The sequence below is a fragment of the Thiocapsa marina 5811 genome (assembly GCF_000223985.1).
Classification (GTDB): domain Bacteria; phylum Pseudomonadota; class Gammaproteobacteria; order Chromatiales; family Chromatiaceae; genus Thiocapsa; species Thiocapsa marina.
Map to the genome: position 1 here is coordinate 229,005 of NZ_AFWV01000001.1, position 19,048 is coordinate 248,052.

Annotated in this window: 13 protein-coding genes; 7 read left to right on the plus strand and 6 right to left on the minus strand. The window is 65.9% G+C overall.

Features of this window, described 5'->3' with window-relative positions; translation table 11 throughout:
• The first annotated feature begins 1 nt into the window (after position 1).
• Positions 2-1,855: an AMP-dependent synthetase/ligase gene (locus tag THIMADRAFT_RS01005; RefSeq protein WP_007191082.1), complete on the plus strand. Its 1,854-nt coding sequence runs from the start codon at positions 2-4 to the stop codon at positions 1,853-1,855.
• Between the two features lie 129 nt (positions 1,856-1,984).
• Here the strand turns inward: THIMADRAFT_RS01005 and galE are convergent, their stop codons facing one another.
• On the minus strand, positions 1,985-2,995 hold the full coding sequence (gene galE, locus THIMADRAFT_RS01010) for a UDP-glucose 4-epimerase GalE (RefSeq protein WP_007191083.1): 1,011 nt from the start codon (positions 2,993-2,995) through the stop codon (positions 1,985-1,987).
• A 167-nt stretch (positions 2,996-3,162) separates the two neighbouring features.
• Between galE and THIMADRAFT_RS01015 the strand changes: the two genes are divergently transcribed.
• From THIMADRAFT_RS01015 to THIMADRAFT_RS01030, 4 genes are all read left to right on the plus strand, one after another.
• Positions 3,163-3,924, plus strand: coding sequence for a TIGR04283 family arsenosugar biosynthesis glycosyltransferase (locus tag THIMADRAFT_RS01015; protein WP_007191084.1), 762 nt, complete (start codon positions 3,163-3,165; stop codon positions 3,922-3,924).
• Positions 3,925-4,033: 109 nt separating this feature from the next.
• On the plus strand, positions 4,034-4,321 hold the full coding sequence (locus tag THIMADRAFT_RS01020; RefSeq protein WP_007191085.1) for a sll1863 family stress response protein: 288 nt from the start codon (positions 4,034-4,036) through the stop codon (positions 4,319-4,321).
• A gap of 224 nt (positions 4,322-4,545) precedes the next feature.
• Positions 4,546-5,703: a zinc-binding metallopeptidase family protein gene (locus THIMADRAFT_RS01025; RefSeq protein ID WP_007191086.1), complete on the plus strand. Its 1,158-nt coding sequence runs from the start codon at positions 4,546-4,548 to the stop codon at positions 5,701-5,703.
• 121 nt (positions 5,704-5,824) lie between these two features.
• The gene (locus THIMADRAFT_RS01030; RefSeq protein ID WP_007191087.1) at positions 5,825-7,213 is read left to right on the plus strand and encodes a DUF4139 domain-containing protein; all 1,389 of its coding nucleotides are present in this window, start codon (positions 5,825-5,827) and stop codon (positions 7,211-7,213) included.
• 132 nt (positions 7,214-7,345) lie between these two features.
• On the opposite strand, the gene THIMADRAFT_RS01035 is transcribed toward THIMADRAFT_RS01030, so the two are convergent.
• Complete coding sequence (locus THIMADRAFT_RS01035; RefSeq protein WP_007191088.1) at positions 7,346-7,810, minus strand: hypothetical protein; 465 nt, start codon at positions 7,808-7,810, stop codon at positions 7,346-7,348.
• Positions 7,811-7,923: 113 nt separating this feature from the next.
• A complete protein-coding gene (locus tag THIMADRAFT_RS01040; protein ID WP_007191089.1) occupies positions 7,924-8,520 on the minus strand; it encodes a TetR/AcrR family transcriptional regulator in 597 nt (198 codons plus the stop codon).
• A 203-nt stretch (positions 8,521-8,723) separates the two neighbouring features.
• Between THIMADRAFT_RS01040 and THIMADRAFT_RS01045 the strand changes: the two genes are divergently transcribed.
• Together THIMADRAFT_RS01045 and THIMADRAFT_RS01050 are read left to right on the plus strand one after the other, a co-directional pair.
• Positions 8,724-9,902: an efflux RND transporter periplasmic adaptor subunit gene (locus THIMADRAFT_RS01045; protein ID WP_007191090.1), complete on the plus strand. Its 1,179-nt coding sequence runs from the start codon at positions 8,724-8,726 to the stop codon at positions 9,900-9,902.
• Positions 9,903-10,161: 259 nt separating this feature from the next.
• On the plus strand, positions 10,162-13,311 hold the full coding sequence (locus tag THIMADRAFT_RS01050) for an efflux RND transporter permease subunit (RefSeq protein ID WP_007191091.1): 3,150 nt from the start codon (positions 10,162-10,164) through the stop codon (positions 13,309-13,311).
• Positions 13,312-13,479: 168 nt separating this feature from the next.
• On the opposite strand, the gene THIMADRAFT_RS01055 is transcribed toward THIMADRAFT_RS01050, so the two are convergent.
• The 3 genes from THIMADRAFT_RS01055 to THIMADRAFT_RS01065 all read right to left on the minus strand — a co-directional run bounded on the left by THIMADRAFT_RS01055 (position 13,480) and on the right by THIMADRAFT_RS01065 (position 19,028).
• A complete protein-coding gene (locus THIMADRAFT_RS01055) occupies positions 13,480-16,719 on the minus strand; it encodes an error-prone DNA polymerase (protein ID WP_007191092.1) in 3,240 nt (1,079 codons plus the stop codon).
• Positions 16,720-16,957: 238 nt separating this feature from the next.
• Positions 16,958-18,442, minus strand: coding sequence for a DNA polymerase Y family protein (locus THIMADRAFT_RS01060; protein WP_007191093.1), 1,485 nt, complete (start codon positions 18,440-18,442; stop codon positions 16,958-16,960).
• Positions 18,420-19,028 (minus strand): hypothetical protein, encoded by a 609-nt coding sequence (locus THIMADRAFT_RS01065; protein WP_007191094.1) that lies wholly within the window; start codon positions 19,026-19,028, stop codon positions 18,420-18,422. The genes THIMADRAFT_RS01060 and THIMADRAFT_RS01065 overlap by 23 nt, the downstream gene beginning before the upstream one ends.
• Positions 19,029-19,048: the final 20 nt, after the last annotated feature.

A 19,048-nucleotide genomic window follows, 5' to 3' on the forward strand; every position in this document is an offset into this window, starting at 1 on the left:
CATGTTGCTGTTCGATCAAACCGCAACGACAGGCGTCTCGACCCACCTGCTGGACCTCATCTCGGCCGAGGAGGCAGGCAGCCTTTGCGGCCTCTTGCTCAAACGTGTGGCGCGCACCCCGGATGCGGTCGCCTACCTTCAGTACGACGACCGCGCGCAAACCTGGATCGAGATCACTTGGCGCGACACCGCCCGGGCGGTCGCACATTGGCAGGCGGCCTTGACGCGCGAAGGTCTCTCGCCCGGCGACCGTGTGGCCCTCATGATGCGCAATCGGCGCGAATGGGTCGCCTTCGATCTCGCGGCGCTCGGTCTGGGCCTGGTCACGGTGCCGCTCTATCCCGACGACCGGGCGGAGGCGGTCCGGCATATCCTCGAAGATGCCGGCGTTCGACTCCTGCTGCTCGAGAGCGTCGAGCAACGTGCTCGGTTGTCCGCCATCGATCCGACGCTCGACGATCTCAAGCGCCTGCTGATTCTCGAACCGGGCGAAGCGGCACTGCCCGAAGGCACGCGGGCAGTCGGCGATTGGCTCGGCGCGGCGCTGACCCCGGCCGATCACCGGCCCGTCGATCGGGTCGACAACCCCGACGCCTTGGCGACCATCGTCTACACCTCCGGCACGACCGGACACCCGAAAGGCGTGATGCTCAGCCACCGCAACATCCTCTGGAACGCCGAGGCATCGCTGAAGCTCATTCCGGCGCGACCCGAGGACCGCTTCCTCTCCTTCCTGCCGCTCTCCCATACGCTCGAGCGCACCGGTGGCTGCGTCCTGCCGATCATGGCCGGCTGCAGCGTCGCCTTTGCGCGGTCGATCCCGCAATTGGCCGAGGATCTGCTGCAGATCCGACCGACCGTCATGATCGCGGTCCCGCGCATCTTCGAGCGCGTCCATGCAAAGCTGCTCGAACGCCTCGAGAGCGAATCCGCGCTCAAGCGCCGGCTGTTCGAGAAGGCGGTGAAGATCGGCTGGAATCGCTTCGAGCACAGCCAAGGCCGGGCGAGCTGGCACCCGGGCCTCTTGGCGGCCCCGCCGCTCGATCACCTGGTGGGCGTGAAGATCCGCGCGCGCTTCGGCGGACGACTGCGGGTTGCCGTCTGCGGCGGCGCACCCCTGGCATCGGATATCGCGCGGGTCTTCATCGCGCTCGGCGTTCCGCTCGTCCAGGGCTACGGACTCACCGAGACCAGTCCCGTCATCAGCGTCAGCCCGCTCGAAGACAATATCCCAGAGAGCGTCGGGCGGCCTCTGCCCGGACTCGAGTACCGGGTCGGCGATCTGGACGAGCTGATCGTGCGCTCGCCCGGCGTCATGTCGGGCTACTGGAAGCAGCCGCAATCCACCGCCGAGGTGCTCGACACCGAGGGTTGGCTCAAGACCGGCGACCAGGTCCGCATCCAGGACGGCCATTTCTTCATCACCGGTCGCATCAAGGACATCCTGGTGCTCGCCAACGGCGAGAAGGTCGCGCCGGCCGACATCGAAATGGCCATCACCGTCGACCCGCTCTTCGAGCAAGTCCTGGTCATCGGCGAGGGACGCCCTTTCCTAAGCGCGCTCGTGGTGCTCGATCCGGATGTCTACACGGAGGTGGCAAAGGCCGAAGGCCTGCCGCCCGAGCCCATGGCCGCCGATGCCGACGGCCGACTGGAGCCCATCCTGCGGGACAGGATCGAAAGCCGGCTGACCGGATTCCCCGGCCATGCCACGATCCGCCGCGTGGTCCTGGCCGCCTGCCCCTGGTCCATCGAGAACGATCGCATGACCCCCACAATGAAGCTCAAACGCGCGAAGATCCTCGCCGATTATCGCGAGGCGCTCACCCGACTCTATGTCGGGCACGAGCATTGATGCAGGGTGGACTTGGATGCGGCGACGCCGGGGTTAAGCAATCGTTCCATAACACGTGATCCATCTTAGCCCCTCTCCCCTCGCGTGAGACGGGTTGGGGAGAGGGGGATACCAATTCTGAGAATCGCCTCAGTGTTCCTCCTTTCGCTCCAACGCCGGCCCGCGGTGCCAGTACCATGCGGTGCGGATGATGGCGTCGAGGCTTGCGTAGGCGGGCACCCAACCCAACTCGCCGCGGATGCGGCTCGCATCCCCGACCAGGCGCGGCGGATCGCCGGCGCGGCGCGCGCCGTATTCGACGGGGACGCTCGAACCCGTGACCCGCTCGGTCGCCGCGATGACCTCGCGCACCGAGAAGCCCTGTCCGTTGCCCAGGTTGTAGACGCGGCTCGGCGCCCCTCCGAGCAATGCGTCGAGGGCCCGAAGATGCGCTTGGGCGAGATCGGCAACATGGATGTAGTCGCGGATGCAGGTCCCGTCGGGCGTGTCGTAATCGGTGCCGTAGACGGTGAGTCCGGGTCCGGTTCCGGCGGCCGCCGCGATGGCGAGCGGGATCAGGTGGGTCTCCGGATCATGGTCCTCGCCGATCTCGGCGTCCGGGTCCGCGCCGGCGGCGTTGAAATAACGCAGCGCGATCGCGCGCAGACCGTGGGCCGTATCGAAGTCCGCAAGCATCCGTTCGACCATGAGCTTGGATGCACCGTAGGGGTTGATCGGGTTCTGCGGGTGGTCTTCGGCAATGCGCTCGCTGCGGGGTACACCGTAGGTGGCGCAGGTGCTCGAAAACACGAACGGGGCGACGCCGTGATCGCGCATCGCCTCGAGCAGCGTCAGGGTCCCGGCAACGTTGTTGCGGTAATATTTGGCGGGGTCCGTGACGGATTCGCCGACGTAGCAAAACGCGGCAAAGTGCATCACCGCAGCGGGCCGATGGCTCTCGAACACCGCATCCAGACGCGCGCGGTCCCGAATGTCGCCCACTTCGAGCGGTCCCCATCGCACCGCCCAACGATGGCCATGCACCAGATTGTCGTAGACGATGGGGCGATAGCCTGCTTCATGAAGAAGCTTGCAGGCGTGGCTTCCGATATAACCTGCTCCGCCTGTGACGAGGATGGGTGTTCCGATGGTATCGTGCATCCGATTCCCTGCAATCTCTAAGACCCTGTAAACGGCATCGAAAACGGTGCCGGGTCGGCCGTGTCCCGACGGGCTAGGAGGGTCGGGCGCCGCACGTGCGTTGCGGAGGCTAGCACGAACCCGTCGCCGACACAGCCGCGTAAAACAACCGAGTCAGCTACCGAATAATGCGCAGAGAATCCAGTACCTCGTTCCACCTTATTTTGCGTGCTCAGCAAAATAAGGTGGAACGAGGTACTAGCATCTCCGTCGTTATCCCGACCCTCGACGAGGCCAAGGACATCGTCTCGCTCCTTGCGACACTAGCGCCCGTCCGCGCGGTCGGCGGCGAGATCCTGGTCGTCGACGGGGACAGTCCGGACGGCACGGCCGGTCTCGCCGCACCCTATGCGGACCAGGTTCTGAGCGCGCCGCGCGGCCGTGCCGTCCAGATGAACGCCGGCGCCGCGGCAGCGCGCGGCGATCTCCTCGTCTTCCTGCACGCGGACACGCGAGCGCCGATCGATACCCTGCTTCGGCTTCCCGATCTGCTCGCACGCAGCGGACGATCCTGGGGCCGCTTCGACGTGCGGATCGAGGGCCGCCATCCACTGCTCCCGCTCGTCGCTTGGAGCATGAACCAACGCTCGCGTCTTACCGGGATCGCCACCGGAGATCAGACGATCTTCGTTGACCGAGCCCTGTTCGAGCAGGTCGGCGGCTATCCCGAGATCGCCTTGATGGAAGACATCGCACTTTCGCGTCGACTCAAACGCCATAGCCCACCGCTGCGTGTGCGCGATCGCGTCGTCACCTCGGGGCGACGCTGGGAGAGCAAGGGTGTCCTTCGCACGATCCTACTGATGTGGCGGTTGCGACTGGCCTATGCACTCGGCGTCCATCCGGACAGGCTTTCGCACGTCTACGGATATCGCTCGCGGCCGGATTGACCCGACCCGATGGCCTCGCCGAACGCGGTTGCTTTCGGCACCGGGACGCGGAATACTCCGACCCGCAATCCGTGCATACCCTGATTAGACCCCAACGGAGGAAACGGCAATGATCGATCGTAAAGTCTACATCGAAAAGATGAAGGCCAAGATGGACGAATGGGATGCGGACATCGAGAAGCTTCAAGCCAAGACCGAGAGCGCCCAGGCCGACATGAAGCTGCAATACCAGGAGCAGATGGAGCGGCTGAAGCAACAGCAGGACGAGGCCCGCGAGATGCTGAGCAAGATGACCGACGCAAGCGAAGCAGCCTGGGAAGACATGCGCAAGGGCATGGAGAGCGCGTGGGAAGCTACAAGCAAGGCATTCATGGACGCCTTCTCGCGCTTCAAGTAGCCGAGAGATCGACTTCGGCGGCCTCGTTCATCCGACCGACCGGAAGCGGCGCCGGCGATCGTCGCGAAGCGGCAACATCCCGGAGTCCCCGGACCCCGGGATCGACGACTTGCAGTCATCCTCTTCCGCCGCTGATTCGGCTGACGGCAGTGAGATCCCTGTCCGGGTCTCCGGGCACGGACCTCGCGGCATCATCGTATTAAAGGTCTGGAACTCCCGCCATCATGAAGACATTCGTCTGTCAGTCTTGCGGTCAGCCGGTCTTCTTCGAAAACACCCGATGCACACGCTGCGGTGCCGTCTTGGGCTTCCTCCCGGATCAGATGCGGCTCTCGGCGCTCGTCGATGCAGGAGACGGGATCTGGACGGCGGCGCCCTCGTCCCCTCCGACCCGCGCCCGACCTCCCGGCTTCTTCGGTCGTCTCTTGCGCACGCGTGCTCCCGCGTCCGAACCCGGTCCGGGTGCGACCCGGCACTACCGCAAATGCCTCAACTACGCCGAGCACGACGTCTGCAATTGGATGGTGCCGGCGGATGACCGCTCCCTTCTCTGTATCGCCTGCGCCCCGAATCGCACCGTGCCCAACCTCGGGCGGCCCGGCAACCTCGAGAAATGGGCACGCATCGAGCGCGGCAAGCGGCGCTTGGCCTACGGACTGCTGCGGCTCGGACTCACGGTCGAAACACGGCAACAGAATCCCGAGCAGGGTCTTGCCTTCGATTTCCTCAGCAGCGAAGACGCGCCACCCGATCAACCGGTCATGACCGGCCACGCCTCGGGGCTCATCACCGTCAATATCGACGAGGCCGACCCTTCACTGCGCGAGCGGACGCGGCTGGATATGGACGAGCAGTATCGCACCCTCATCGGCCACTTCCGCCACGAAATCGGCCACTACTTCTGGGACACACTGATCCTCGACGGCGGGCGGCTGGAGGGCTTTCGCGCCCTGTTCGGGAACGAGCAAACCGATTACGGCGAGGCCCTCCAACGCTATTACGACGCAGGCCCGCCCGCCGACTGGCAGGACCGATTCATCACGCCTTACGCCAGCGCGCACCCTTGGGAAGACTGGGCGGAGACCTGGGCGCACTACATGCACATCGTCGACACCCTTGAAACCGCGGGGCATTTCGGCATCGAGGTCGAATGGCCGCTTCCGGACGGAAGCCGTGCGGTCTCGGATCCCGACTTCGACCCCTACGATCTGAAGGACTTCCAGCCGATGATCGAACACTGGCTGCCCCTCACGTTCGCGATCAACAGCCTGAATCGCAGCATGGGCCAGCAAGACCTTTACCCGTTCGTCCTGCCGCAGCCGGCCATCGACAAGATGGCCTATGTCCACAGGACGATCCGCGCGGCAGCCAAACGGTCCTAGCCGAGCGTGGCCGACCACCGATCACGACGAGCACATCATGCCTTCGACACCCTTTGCATCCAGACCCCATCGATCAACCTCGACCACCCCCGCACTCGCCGGCATCGCGGTGAGTCTTGTGATGTTCGCCGCAAACGGAGCCGCCGTGGATCAGGAACAACGCATCGACGACAATGACCAAGAGGCACTCGCCGTCACCATCTACAACGCCGATCTTGCCCTGGTGAAGGACCGCCGACGTGTCACGCTGAACTCCGCGGAGAACCGGCTCGCATGGCGCAACGTCTCCCAACGGATCCGACCCGAGACCGCCCTGCTCGCCGAGACCTCGGGGGCACTTTCGGTCAACCTGCTCGAGCAAAACTTCGACTTCGATCTGCTCACCCCGGAGAGCCTGCTCCAGAAATATGTCGGGCGCACCGTGCAGGTCATCCGCACCAACGACGCCGGAGAGCAGGAGATCGAGGACGCCATCGTCCTCGCCGCGAATCCGGCGCCGGTCCTGCGCTATGCCGATCGAATCGAGACCACCGTCGTCGGCCATCTGGCCTTCCCGGACGTGCCGGCGGATCTGCGCGATCAGCCCACGCTCGTTCTGCATCTGAATGCCGCGACCGGCGGCGAAGGACTCTTCGAGCTGTCCTACCTGACCGGAGGGCTCGCCTGGAAGGCGGACTATGTCGCCGACCTCTCCGCCGACGGCACGCAGATGGACATCAACGGATGGGTCACCCTGACCAACCAGAGCGGCATCGCCTATCGCGACGCCCAAGTACAGTTGGTGGCAGGCGAGGTCAATCAGGTCGAGGAACAGATGCCCGTGCCCATGATGGCACGCGGCATGGTCATGTCGGCCGACGCGGCGATGCCCGAGGAAGAAAGCCTCGCGGAGTACCATCTCTACACCCTGCCCCGCACCACCGACATCCTCAACAACCAGACCAAGCAGGTTGCGCTGCTGAGCGCACCGCGAGTCCCGGTCATACGCGAGCTCGTCGTAAGCGGTCAGCCCTATGCCTATCAGTCCCGCACCTCGGACGGATGGATCAAGCTGCCGGTCACCGCGAACCTGCGCTTCGAGAACAAGGACGGCAGCCTCGGCATCCCGCTTCCGAAAGGGATCATGCGCGTCTACGCCAAGGACAGCCGAGGCAATGCCCAATTCGTCGGCGAAGACGCCATCGACCATACCCCGAAGAACGAGACCGTCACGCTCAAGCTCGGCGAGAGCTTCGACGTCACCGCACGGCGCCGCCAGACCGAGTTCAAGAAGCTCGCCGGAACCAGCGCCTACGATTACGCCTACGAGACCGCCTTCGAGCTGGAGCTGAAGAACGCCAAAGAAACCCCGGTCACCGTCAAGGTCACGGAGCAGATCCCAGGCGACTGGACCATGCAGAAGGAGAGTCAACCGCACGCCAAAGAGGCATCGAACCTCGCCTCCTGGCGGCTCGAGGTCCCCGCCGAGGGCTCGACCATCCTAAGTTGGCGGGTACAGGTCAGGTTTTGAGATCCAAGGCGCGCCCGGCGATCCATTCCGGACGACTGCAGGGCCGGCGGATCTCACCCGACCGATGCGATCGGTCTGCCGAGGCCGATCCCGTCCAAGAACATCGCATACCGCGCCGGGCGCGGTTTAGATTCAAAGCCCGTCAATGCGGCTTTTCGCCTCCGCTGCAGTGCCTTGTCGGGCGCCGATACACTTCAGGGCATCGCCAAACTGCCGAGCCTTTTCTGTCTTGAATTTGAATTCAATCACCCCGTCCCATTTGTCTCGAAAGACCGACGACTCAAATGAAACCAACAGTATCCCGGAGTCCGGGACATCGAAATACAGCGCTGAAACCCTGGGATCGTCTACGCCAATATTGATCTGGCGTTTCGCGTAAGTGAAACAAAGGATCCGCTTTTTTGTTATCACAAGGCAACCGGAAAAACCCTCCGAGCGACGAATGTAGCGCTTCCCTGGACCCTTAACGTTCTTTGTAACGAGACGACCGCCGATCCCTTCATCACAGACGACAACCCCCTCTTCCTGAAGAACCGGGAGAATTTTTTTGGGTATAGCCCCAAAGCCGAGCAGCCTGTATAGAAAGGTTTTATTCATCCGAGTTCGCCCTGCATCCAATAAGCAGTTCCGGAGAAGTTCGTTCAATAATAGCTGCCATGCGGCCCGGCGCCAATCGCTCGTCGGACGGGTGTCGACGGGCGGACGTAGGCTCAAAGGAGCGCGCGCAAGGCGGCCCTCAGCAGCGGCAGCAGCGCCGCCTTGTCGAGATCGGGGTGGCTGATGGCGCGTCCCGAGAGGCCGTCGAAGAGGGCCATGATGACCTCGATCGAGGCTTCGGCATCGCCGAGCTCCATCCCGCGGGCTTGCCGGGCGGCGCGATGCAGGGCGCAAAGGCGCTCGCGCTTGGCGGCGTCGGCCGCGCGGACGATCTCGGCGACGGCCGGATTGCGGGCGGCCTCGGCGAGCATCTCCATCTCCAGTGCGGCGGTGTCCAGGTCGGTCTTCTCGTTCAGGCCGACCTCGACTCGGTCGATCATCGCCTGAAAGAGGTCGTCTTCGCTCTCGAATTGCAGAACCATCTCGAGCGAGCGTTCCAACTTGCGCTGCACCAAGGCGCCGATGATGGCCTCCTTGCTCTCGAAGAAGTGATAGATGTGGCCCGGACTCATCCCGGCCGCCTTCGAGATCTTCGCGATGCTGGTCCCGTGAAATCCATCGCGCACGAAACAGGCGGCCGCGGCGTCGAGGATCTGTTGACGCCTCGCCTGGCCGCGGTTGGGTTCCTGCTCTCGATCCGACCCCTGCATACTGACTCCTCCGCTGCCTGTTCGCGCCGTTGCACGGGCGCTCTTTGATGAGGGCGCCGAAGACGGCGCCGCAACGACCCGAACCGCGCACGCCGCCTGACACCTTGACCTCGTCGACTCGCCGGTCTAAAGTTCGGTCACGAACTAGAATGAACGTTCACTCTAAATCAGTCAACGGTCGACACCGCACTTCGAGGTATCTCATGGGATCCGCCCGCCGCCAGATCGGCATCGCCCTCGCCTTGCCGATCGGCATCGCACTGCTCCTCGCCGGATGCAATCAGACGCCTGCAGGCAACGCTGCGCCCGCGGCACCCCCGCCGCCCGAGGTCGGGACGGTCACGGTCGTCGCCCGCCCGACCACGCTGACGACCGAGCTCCCCGGCCGCACCGTACCTTATCGGATCGCCGAGGTGCGACCGCGCGTCAGCGGCCTCATCCAGGATCGACTCTTTACGGAAGGCGGCGAGATCAGCGCGGGTCAAGTGCTCTATCAGATCGACCCCGCCGTCTACCAGTCGGCCTACGACAGCGCCGAGGCCGCGCTGGCACGCTCGCAGGCGACCTTGGATCGGGCGCGACTGAAGGCCGATCGCTATGCGCTTCTCGCAAAGTCCAAGGCGGTCAGTCAGGAGGACAACGACGACACCCAGGCGGCGCTCAAGGAGGCCGCTGCCAGTGTCGCCGTCGATCAGGCGGCCTTGGAGCGCGCGCAGATCGACCTCGCCTATAGCCGGGTCGAGTCACCGATCGCCGGGCGGATCGGCCGTTCGACCGTCACTCAAGGTGCGTTGGTGACGGCCAACCAGGCCGAAGCGCTGGCGACCGTGCAGCAGATCGATCCCATTTACGTCGACCTCACCCAATCCAGCACCCAGCTGCTCAAGCTGCGGCGCGCCTTGGCCGACGGTCGCCTGGAGACGCCAGACGGCGAGCAGGCGAAGGTGACGCTTATCTTGGAGGACGGCAGGGTCCACCCGCATGCGGGACGCCTGGAATCCTCCGAGGTCACGGTCGACCAGGGGACCGGCACGGTCACGTTGCGGGCCACCATCCCGAACCCCGAGCAAGAGCTTCTGCCGGGGATGTTCGTCCGCGCCCGGGTGGAGGAAGGCATCCGCCCGGACGCCATCCTGGTTCCGCAACAGGGTGTCCAGCACGATCGTCGCGGCAACCCGATCGCCTTGGTCGTCAACGACGAGGGCACGGTGGAGGAGCGCAAGATCGAGACGACGCGCACCATCGGCGACCGATGGCTGGTGGACGCCGGGCTTGAGCCGGGCGATCGCGTCATCGTCGAGGGCAGCCAAAAGGCGCGACCGGGAACGCAAGTACGGGTGATGGACCTTGGCGGTCAGCCGGGCTTTGCGGCGGTGGATTGAGCCGCCAGCCGCCAGCCGCCAGCCGCCAGCCGCCAGCCGCCAGCCGCCAGCCGCCAGCCGCCAGCCGCCAGCCGCCAGCGGGGAGGCGCCGATCGGTCCCCTAAAGTTCCGAGCGGAACACCAATCGACCAAGCAGCCTCGCAACGCCAGCGACAACCAAGCAAAAGCGACATCGCAAGCTAAAGGCCGGATGCTGAAAGCTGGAGGCTGGAGGCTGGAAGCTGGCAACCCACACTCCCGAACCAAGGACTCCAACCCCATGGCCCGTTTCTTCATCGATCGACCCGTCTTCGCCTGGGTCATCGCGATCGTCATCATGCTGGCCGGGGTGCTGTCGATCCTGACGCTGCCGGTCGCCCAGTATCCGAGCATCGCGCCGCCGGCGATCTCCGTCACCGCCAACTATCCGGGTGCCTCGGCCCAGACGCTGCAGGACTCGGTGACCCAGGTCATCGAGCAGCAGATGAACGGGCTCGACGGGCTGCGGTATATGTCCTCGACGAGCGAGTCGACGGGTGTCGCGACAGTCACTCTGACCTTCGAGAACGGAACGAATCCCGACGTCGCCCAGATGCAGGTCCAGAACAAGCTGCAGACGGCCACGGCGCTCTTGCCGGCCGAGGTGACCCAGCAAGGGCTGCAGGTCGCCAAATCGGTGCGTAACTTCATGATGGTCGTCGCCTTCGTCTCGCGTGACGGGCGGCTCGAGAGCGCGGATATGAGCGACTACATGGCCAGCCTGGTCAAGGATCCGCTCAGTCGCGTGCCCGGTGTCGGGGAGATCACCCTTTTCGGTGCCCAGTATGCGATGCGGATCTGGCTCGACCCGAACCGGCTCAACCAGTTCGGTCTGACGCCGACCGATGTCGCAACCGCCATCAAGGCCGAAAATGCCCAGATCTCGGCCGGTCAGCTCGGCGCTGTTCCGGCCGAGCCCGGCCAGCGGCTCAACGCCACCGTGAACGTGCAGAGCCGGCTCAACACGCCCGAGGCCTTCGGCGCGGTCCGGGTGCGCACCGCGGCCGACGGCTCCACGGTCTACCTGCGCGACGTGGCCCGCATCGAGCTGGGCAGCGAGAGCTACAACACCGCCGCCTTCCACAAGGGCAGCCCGGCCGCCGGCATGGCGATCCGTCTGGCGACCGGTGCCAATGCGCTGGAGACCGCCGCGGCCGTCCGCGCACGGCTCGACGAGCTTGCCCCCTTCTTCCCGGCCGGGGTCGAGGCGGTGTTTCCTTACGACACGACGCCCTTCGTGAAGATCTCCATCGGCGAGGTGATCAAGACCCTGATCGAGGCGGTGATCCTGGTCTTCCTGGTCATGTATCTGTTCCTGCAGAACCTGCGTGCGACCCTGATCCCGACGCTGGCCGTCCCGGTCGTGCTGCTCGGCACCTTCGGCGTGCTGGCGGCCTTCGGCTATTCGATCAATACCCTGACCCTGTTCGCGATGGTGCTGGCGATCGGTCTGCTGGTGGACGACGCCATCGTGGTGGTCGAGAACGTCGAGCGCGTCATGCACGAGGAGGGTCTGCCGCCCAAGGAGGCGACACGCCGCTCCATGGATCAGATCACCGGTGCCCTGATCGGCATCGCGCTGGTGCTCTCCGCCGTGTTCGTGCCCATGGCCTTCTTCGGCGGCTCGACCGGGGTCATCTACCGGCAGTTCTCCATCACCATCGTCTCGGCCATGCTCCTGTCCGTGGTGGTCGCCCTGACCCTGAGCCCGGCCTTGGCGGCGACCTTGCTCAAACCCGGACATCAGGGCGAGCGACGCGGCTTCTTCGGCTGGTTCAACCGCAACTTCAACCGCGGCACGACAGGCTATGTGAGGGGTGTGAAGGGCATTCTGGGACGACGCAAGCTATTCCTCGCGGTCTATCTCATGCTCGTTATCGCCCTGGGTCTGTCCTATGCGCGCCTGCCGACCGCCTTCCTGCCGGACGAGGACCAGGGCATCCTCATCACCCAGGTGATGCTGCCCGCCGGCGCGACACGCGAGCGCACGCTTGAAGTCCTGCGCGAGGTCGAGCGCCACTTCCTCGAAGACGAGTCCGAGGCGGTCCAGGAGCTCATCACCGTGGCCGGCTTCAGCTTCGCCGGACAGGGCCAGAACATGGCGTTCGGGTTCGTGCGCATGAAGGACTGGGACGAGCGCAAACGGCCGGACCTGAAGGTGAAGGCGGTCGCCGGGCGGGCGATGAAGGCCTTCTCGCAGATCCGCGATGCGCAAGTCTTCGCCTTCGTCCCGCCGGCCGTCATCGAGCTCGGCACCGGAACGGGCTGGGACGCCCAGCTTCAGGACCGCGGCGGGATCGGTCACGAGGCCCTGATGGCCGCGCGCGGTCAGTTCCTCGGGATGGCGAACGCCGATCCTGCCCTCGCCGCGGTCCGACCCAACGGACGCGAGGACGAGGCGCAGTTCAAGGTCGAGATCGACCGCACCAAGGCCGGCGCGCTCGGGCTCTCGCTCGCGGACATCAACACCGCGCTCTCCGCGGCCTGGGGCAGTGCCTATGTCGACGACTTCGTCCACGAAGGGCGGGTGAAAAAGGTCTATCTCCAGGCCGACGCGCCCTATCGGATGTTGCCCGAGGACCTGGACGACTGGCATGCCCGCAACGCCGACGGCGAGATGGTCCCCTTCTCCGCCTTCGCCAGCGGAAGCTGGGTCTATGGCTCGCCCCGCTTGGAGCGCTACAACGGGCTGCCCTCCGCGCAGGTGATGGGTCAGGCCGCGCCCGGGGTGAGCTCGGGCGAGGCCATGGACGCGGTCGAGGCGTTGGTCGCCAAGCTCCCGCCGGGGATCGGTCTGGAATGGACCGGGCTGTCGTTCGAGGAGCGCGCCGCCGGTGCCCAGGCGCCCCTGCTCTATGCACTCTCGGCACTGGTGGTCTTCCTGGCGCTCGCCGCACTCTACGAGAGCTGGTCGGTGCCCTTCGCGGTGATCCTGGCGGTGCCGCTCGGGGTCTTGGGTGCCGTGCTCGCCGTCACCTGGCGCGGACTGCCGGCCGACATCTATTTCCAGGTCGGACTGCTCGCGACCATCGGACTCTCGGCGAAGAACGCCATCCTCATCGTGGAATTCGCAAAGACGCTTCAGGAACAAGGCAAGGGGGCCGTCGCCGCGGCCCTGGAGGCGGCACGGATGCGGCTGCGGCCGATCCTCATGACCTCGCTCGCCTTCGGCTTCGGCGTGGTCCCGCTCGCGATCAGCTCGGGTGCGGGCTCGGGGGCGCAGAACGCGATCGGTACGGGTGTGCTCGGAGGTGTCGTCGCCGGGACCTTGCTCAACGTTCTGTTCGTGCCGCTCTTCTTCGTGGCGATCCGATCGCGGCTGGATCGGCGGACGGCTCGGGAGGCGTCGGAGCAGGCGGTCGTAGCAGCGCCGACACCGGCTAGGCCGTAGGTTGTGCCGAGCCGTGCGAGGCACATCAAACCACTTACGCCTCAAGTCTTCGGCAAACCGGCGCAGAACTTTTCGTTGTCGTTGTCGTTGTCGTTGTCGTTGTCGTGTTCGTCCGGAATCCGATTACGATTACGATTACGACAACGACAACGAGCAGGGCTGTCGGCCTCAATGAAAATCCCGGCTGTAGGTCGCTTCGAGCCGGACCTGCAGCAGCGACTGCGGATCCCAAAAGGCGTCCGCGATCAGGTGGGGCACGCTATCTTGTTGCTGGATCCGTCCGGTCACACCGAGCAGGTTCGTGGTCTTGATCAAGCGTGCGTAGCGTTCGAGCACCTGATTCCAGACCACGAGGTTGACGAAACCGGTCTCGTCCTCAAACGTCATGAAGAGCACCCCCGATGCGGTCGCGGGGCGCTGCCGGCAGATCACCAAACCGGCGTAGCGCGTACGCCGACCATGCGGCATCGCCCGCACCTCGGCGGCATCGGGTAGACGCTGCGCTCGCAAGCGCTCGCGCAAGGGCGCCAAGGGATGCCCGAGCGTGCTGTGCAGGCTGGTGCGGTGATCCCAGACGATGGCCTCGAAGGCATCGAGATCGGCGAAGACCGCGGCACGCTCTCGGGATCCCGGATCGAGCGGTGCATCCTCCTCGTGAACGGCCCCTGCGACCTGCCACAGGGCCGAGCGGCGCTGCGGCTCCAAGGCGCTCAAGGCCCCCGACTCGGCCAGGCGCGAGAGCATGCCGGCATTCAGCCCGGTACGCCGCACCAGATCCTCGACGGACGCGAAAGGGCGCTCCGCCCGCGCCGCCGTCAGCCGCTCCCACTGCGCCCGGGCCAAACCCTTCACATAGCGCGCGCCCATGCGCACGGCGTAGCGCCGCGTATCCGCCCCGGCCATTCCGTCGACCCGATCGGTCGAGTGGACAAGCGCCGTAGGGTGGACAAGCGCAGCGCAGTCCACCAACGCCGGCGCGGGGTTCGGTGGACTTCGCTCTCGCTCGTCCACCCTACCGGCCTCCGCTCCCGTCCCGCCTTGTCCCGGCTCCAACGTGCAATCCCACCCGCTCCGCACCGCATCGATCGGACGCACCTCGATGCCGTGGCGCTTGGCGTCCTCGATGATGGTCGCGACCGAGTAGAACCCCATCGGCTGGGCGTTGAGCAAGGCACAGACGAAGACGTCGGGGAACCGGCACTTCATCCAAGCGGTCGCGTAGGCGATCAGGGCGAAGCTGGCCGCATGGCTCTCGGGGAAGCCGTACTCGCCGAAGCCGCGGATCTGCTCGAACACCTGCTCGGCAAAGGCGGCGTCGATACCCTTGGCGATCATGCGCTGGACCAATCGCACATGATGGCGTTCGATCCGACCACTGCATCGCCAGGCGGCCATGTCGCGGCGCAGCTGATCGGCCTCGCCGGGGGTGTAGTCGGCAGCCACCATGGCCAAGCGAATCACCTGCTCCTGGAAGAGCGGCACGCCGAGCGTCTTCTCGAGCACGGGTGCCAGACACGGATGGGGATAGATCACGCGCTCTTGGCCGGCGCGACGGCGCAGATAGGGATGCACCATGCCGCCCGTGATGGGACCGGGACGCACCAGGCTGATCTCGATCACCAGGTCGTAATAGGTGCGCGGCAGCAGACGCGGGAGCATCGCCATCTGGGCACGACTCTCGATCTGGAAGACACCGAGCGTGTCGGCCCGGCGGATCATCTCGAAGGTCGGCGCGTCGTCGGCGGGGATACTCGCCATGGTCTCGTCGCGACCGTAATGGCTGCGCATCAGATCGAAGCCGAGATGCAGCTGATGCAGCGCACCGAGGGCCAGGAGGTCGACCTTGAACAACCCCAGTGCTTCGAGACTGTCCTTGTCCCATTGGATCACCGTCCGGTCGGGCATCGCGGCGTTCTCGATCGGGACAAGGGTCGAGACCGGCTCGTGTCCGAGCAGGAACCCGCCCGGGTGGATCGAGAGGTGGCGGGGCACATCCAGGATCTCGGTCGCGAGCCGGATCAGGTGCCGATGCACCGGCTGCTCGGGATCCAGACCGGACTGACGCAGCACCTCGCCCGAGAGCGCGTCGCCCGCGTGCGCCAGCAGCTTCGACAGACGATCGAGCGAGGTCTCGGAGACACCCAGCACCTTGCCCACGTCGCGCACCGCCGAGCGCACCCGATACCGGATGATGTTGGCGACCATGGCCGCGTGATCCCGGCCGTATTTGGCATAGACGTGCTGGATCACCTCCTCGCGACGCGCGTGCTCGATATCGAGATCGATGTCCGGCGGCTCGGCCCGCTCGCGCGAGAGGAAGCGCTCGAACAGCAAGCCCATGCGCACCGGATCCACGGCGGTGATACCCAGGCAGTAGCAGACGGCGGAGTTGGCCGCCGAGCCGCGGCCCTGGCAGAGGATCCGCTCGCGGCGGCAGAACCGGACGATCTCCCACATGGTCAGGAAGTAACCGCAGTAATCCAGCTCCTCGATCAGCGCCAGCTCCTTCGAAACCTGAGCCGAAACCGCCTCGGGCAAAACAGCGCCGTAACGCTCGTGCGCGCCCTCGAGGGTGAGGCGCCGCAGCCATTGCGAGGAGGTCGAGCCGTCCGGAAGATGCTCCGAGGGATAGCGATACCGCAGCGCATCCAGGTTGAAGCGGCAGCGTTCGGCGATCTCCAGGGTACGGGCGACGGCGCCCGGGTCGTCCTCGAACAGCTTGGCGAAGGCATGGACGCTCTTGAGTGCATGCTCGGCGTTGGGCTTGATTCGGCGCCCGGCCTCGGCAAGCCGGATACCTTGGCGGATGCATGTCAGCACGTCCTGCAGCTCGCGTCGGCTCGGCGCGTGATAGAGCACCTCGTAGCCTGCGACGATCGGCAGCCGATAACGCGCGGCACGCTGTCGCAAGAGCGCCTCACGCCCCGGCTCGTCCGCGCGACGATGACGTGCCGCCAAGGCATAGAGCCGATCGTCGAAGGCCTCGCGCAACTGATGCGCGATGAAGAAGGGATCGGCATCCCCGCAGAGCAGTGCGGACTCCCCGCCCCAGAGCGCGATCAGGTCGCCGGCGTGGGCGTAGACCTCGCGCCAGCCGACCCGGCTCTCTCCCTTGGCGCAACGGCGCCGGCCCAGGGTCAGCAGCCGACAGAGATTGGCGTAGCCGTCGCGGCTTTGCGCCAGCAGGATCAGGGTCGAGCCGTCCTCGATCGAGACCTCGGACCCGGCGATCAGCGGCACGCCGAGCTCGCGCGCCTTCACATGGGCCTCGACCAGACCGTAAACCCCGTCGCGATCCGTCAGGGCCAGACCGGCGAGCCCGAGAACGGCGCAGGTCTCCACCAGCTCCTCGGGGTGGCTCGCCCCTTCGAGAAACGAAAAATGGCTCTTGCACCAGAGCGGGATCATCCTAAACCGCGTCCGGAGCGACACTGCGTCATTTTCATTTTGCGTTTGGCCTTGGAGATGTCCTCGATCTCGGTGAGACGCGGTTTAGAATTTAATATTTTTTAATACCTTAAACCGCGCCAGCTCCGACAGCCGTCGGAGCTGGCGCGGCCAATCCATTCCAATAAATGACGCATACCGCACCGGGCGCGGTTTAGATCCGGCACTTGAACGGCCCCTGGAGAGCGTCCCGCCAGGATCACTCCACCTGACCATGCACGAACCAGCCGCGACGCACCCGATCGTAGAAGACCCACAAGAGCTCGCCTTTACGGGTTTCGGCAAAGTGATACTCCCGGTGCAATGCACGTACCCACCAGCCGCCGGCGACCACATAGGGGCCCCAGACCCGCACCACCGGTCCCTGCTCCAAGCCGTGGAGCATCCAGCCGTCCGGCTCATGGCGTGGGCGCGGCGGCAAGGGGATCGGACGCCTGTAGAGACGACGCACCAGACGGCGCTGCAGACGCGTGCGCGGATGCGCCGGCTCCAGTCGGGACAAGGGCTCCCACGCGAAGCTGTTCTCGGGCAGATGACCCGAGCTCAGCCGCGCCCGCACCACCGACTGCTCGCCGAATGCTGCCCGCACGCGCGCCAAGGCACGATTGGCCGCCTCCAGGTCGCGGCGCGGCCGGACGGCGAGCAGCTCGAGCTGGCGCTGCTCGGGGTTGACGGCACGGACGAGCAGATGCAGCTCCTCGACACCGTCCGGCAGGCGTGCCGCCGACAGACGCAGACGGATCAGCTCCAGGATCTGTCGGGCATCCAGGGTTGGGGCAGCCGGGCGGATGCGCTCCTTGTGCTCGCCCAGACGCTCGAAGCGAAACAGCAGCCGCAGCTCTTCGAGGACCTGACCGCGCCCGGCAAGCTCCTCCAGAAGCGGCGGCAGCCGCGTCTCGATCAGAGCCATCAGGCGCTCGACATCGGTCTCGGGCCGATCGAGGATCAGTCGAGTCGTCACCGGCTCGACCGGGTGCTCGGGCTGCAGCGGGAGATTCAGCTCGCCCGAGGCCATCCGGTGCAGATCGAAGGCGGCCTTCCCGTAGCGCCGACGGATGCCCTCGGACGGCAACCGGAGAAAGGCACCGAGGCTGTGCACGCCGAGCTTGGCGAGCGCGTCTCGTGTGCCGGGCGCGATCGCCAACCGCTCCAGGGGCACCTCCTGCAGAGCAGCCTGCTCCTCGGCCGCATCGTGCAGGACACGCACGCCTTGTCCGGATCTGGCGAGCGCATAGGTCGCGAAGCGGCGAAAGCCGACGACCACGACGGCGCTCAAACCCATCGCCGAGAGTCCCGTCTCGATCCCCGCGGCCCAGGCGTCGAGCGACCCGTAGAGCGGCTCGAGCCCGGACGCATCGAGCCAGAAGACACCGGGCTCTTCCGCGGATGGCTCGACATGCGGGCTTTGCTCGCGCAGCCGGCGGGAGACGGCGAGGACAGCCCGATCGATCTGCGCCTTGGGCACCGGGGCGGCGCGCAGATCCCCGCTCAGCGACAGGGCCGCAGCAAAGGACATGCCCGAGAGGATGCGTGCGGCACGCGCGGACGCATTGACCCACAAGACGATGCCCCGCGGCTGATCGCTGTCGACGACGGCGACCGGATGCCCCCGCCACTCGGGATGCTGCCGCAGCAGGAGTTGAAGCGGGAAGGCCGGCAGATCAAGACAGGCCATCCGGTCCATGACAGAGCTCCGCGTAGGTCCGGCCCGGTCCCTGGCGCTTGTCCTTGAGGACGAGCGTCTCGCAGCGGAACAGCGGCGGCGCACGACCGGTGCGCGTCGCATCGGCGCGCAACGAGATCAGCGAGCCCAGCGACGGACGCTCCCGCCCCTTGCGCGTCAGACACAGGAGCGCCGTCTCGTGCTTCTTCGCGAGCGCGGCGAGGCGTGTCTGCGCGGCCAGCGGGAGGTCGTCGTCGGTGCCCAGATCGAGCACGACAAGACCGAAGGCACCCGAGCGCAACAGCAGGTCGGCCGCCCGCGCGGCCTCGAGCGCACCCTGTGCCCACACGACCGCCAAGGCACTCAGATCGATCCCGACCGCCGCGACATCCGGCGGATAAAAGCCGCTGTCGCGCCCCGTCACCCAGACCACGGGCTCGTCGCACTGCTGAGCCTCGGCCACCAGCCCCATGGCCAGCGTCAGCGCCGCAGTCGCCTCCCCGCCCGAGATCTCGGCAAAGCGACCGCGAAAGGCAGCCAGCCCCCATGAGACGGGCGCCCGGCTCGGCTTGAGCCCGCGTTGAAGATCCGAAAAGGCCGCCTTCATCGAGATGCTCCGATCGTTTG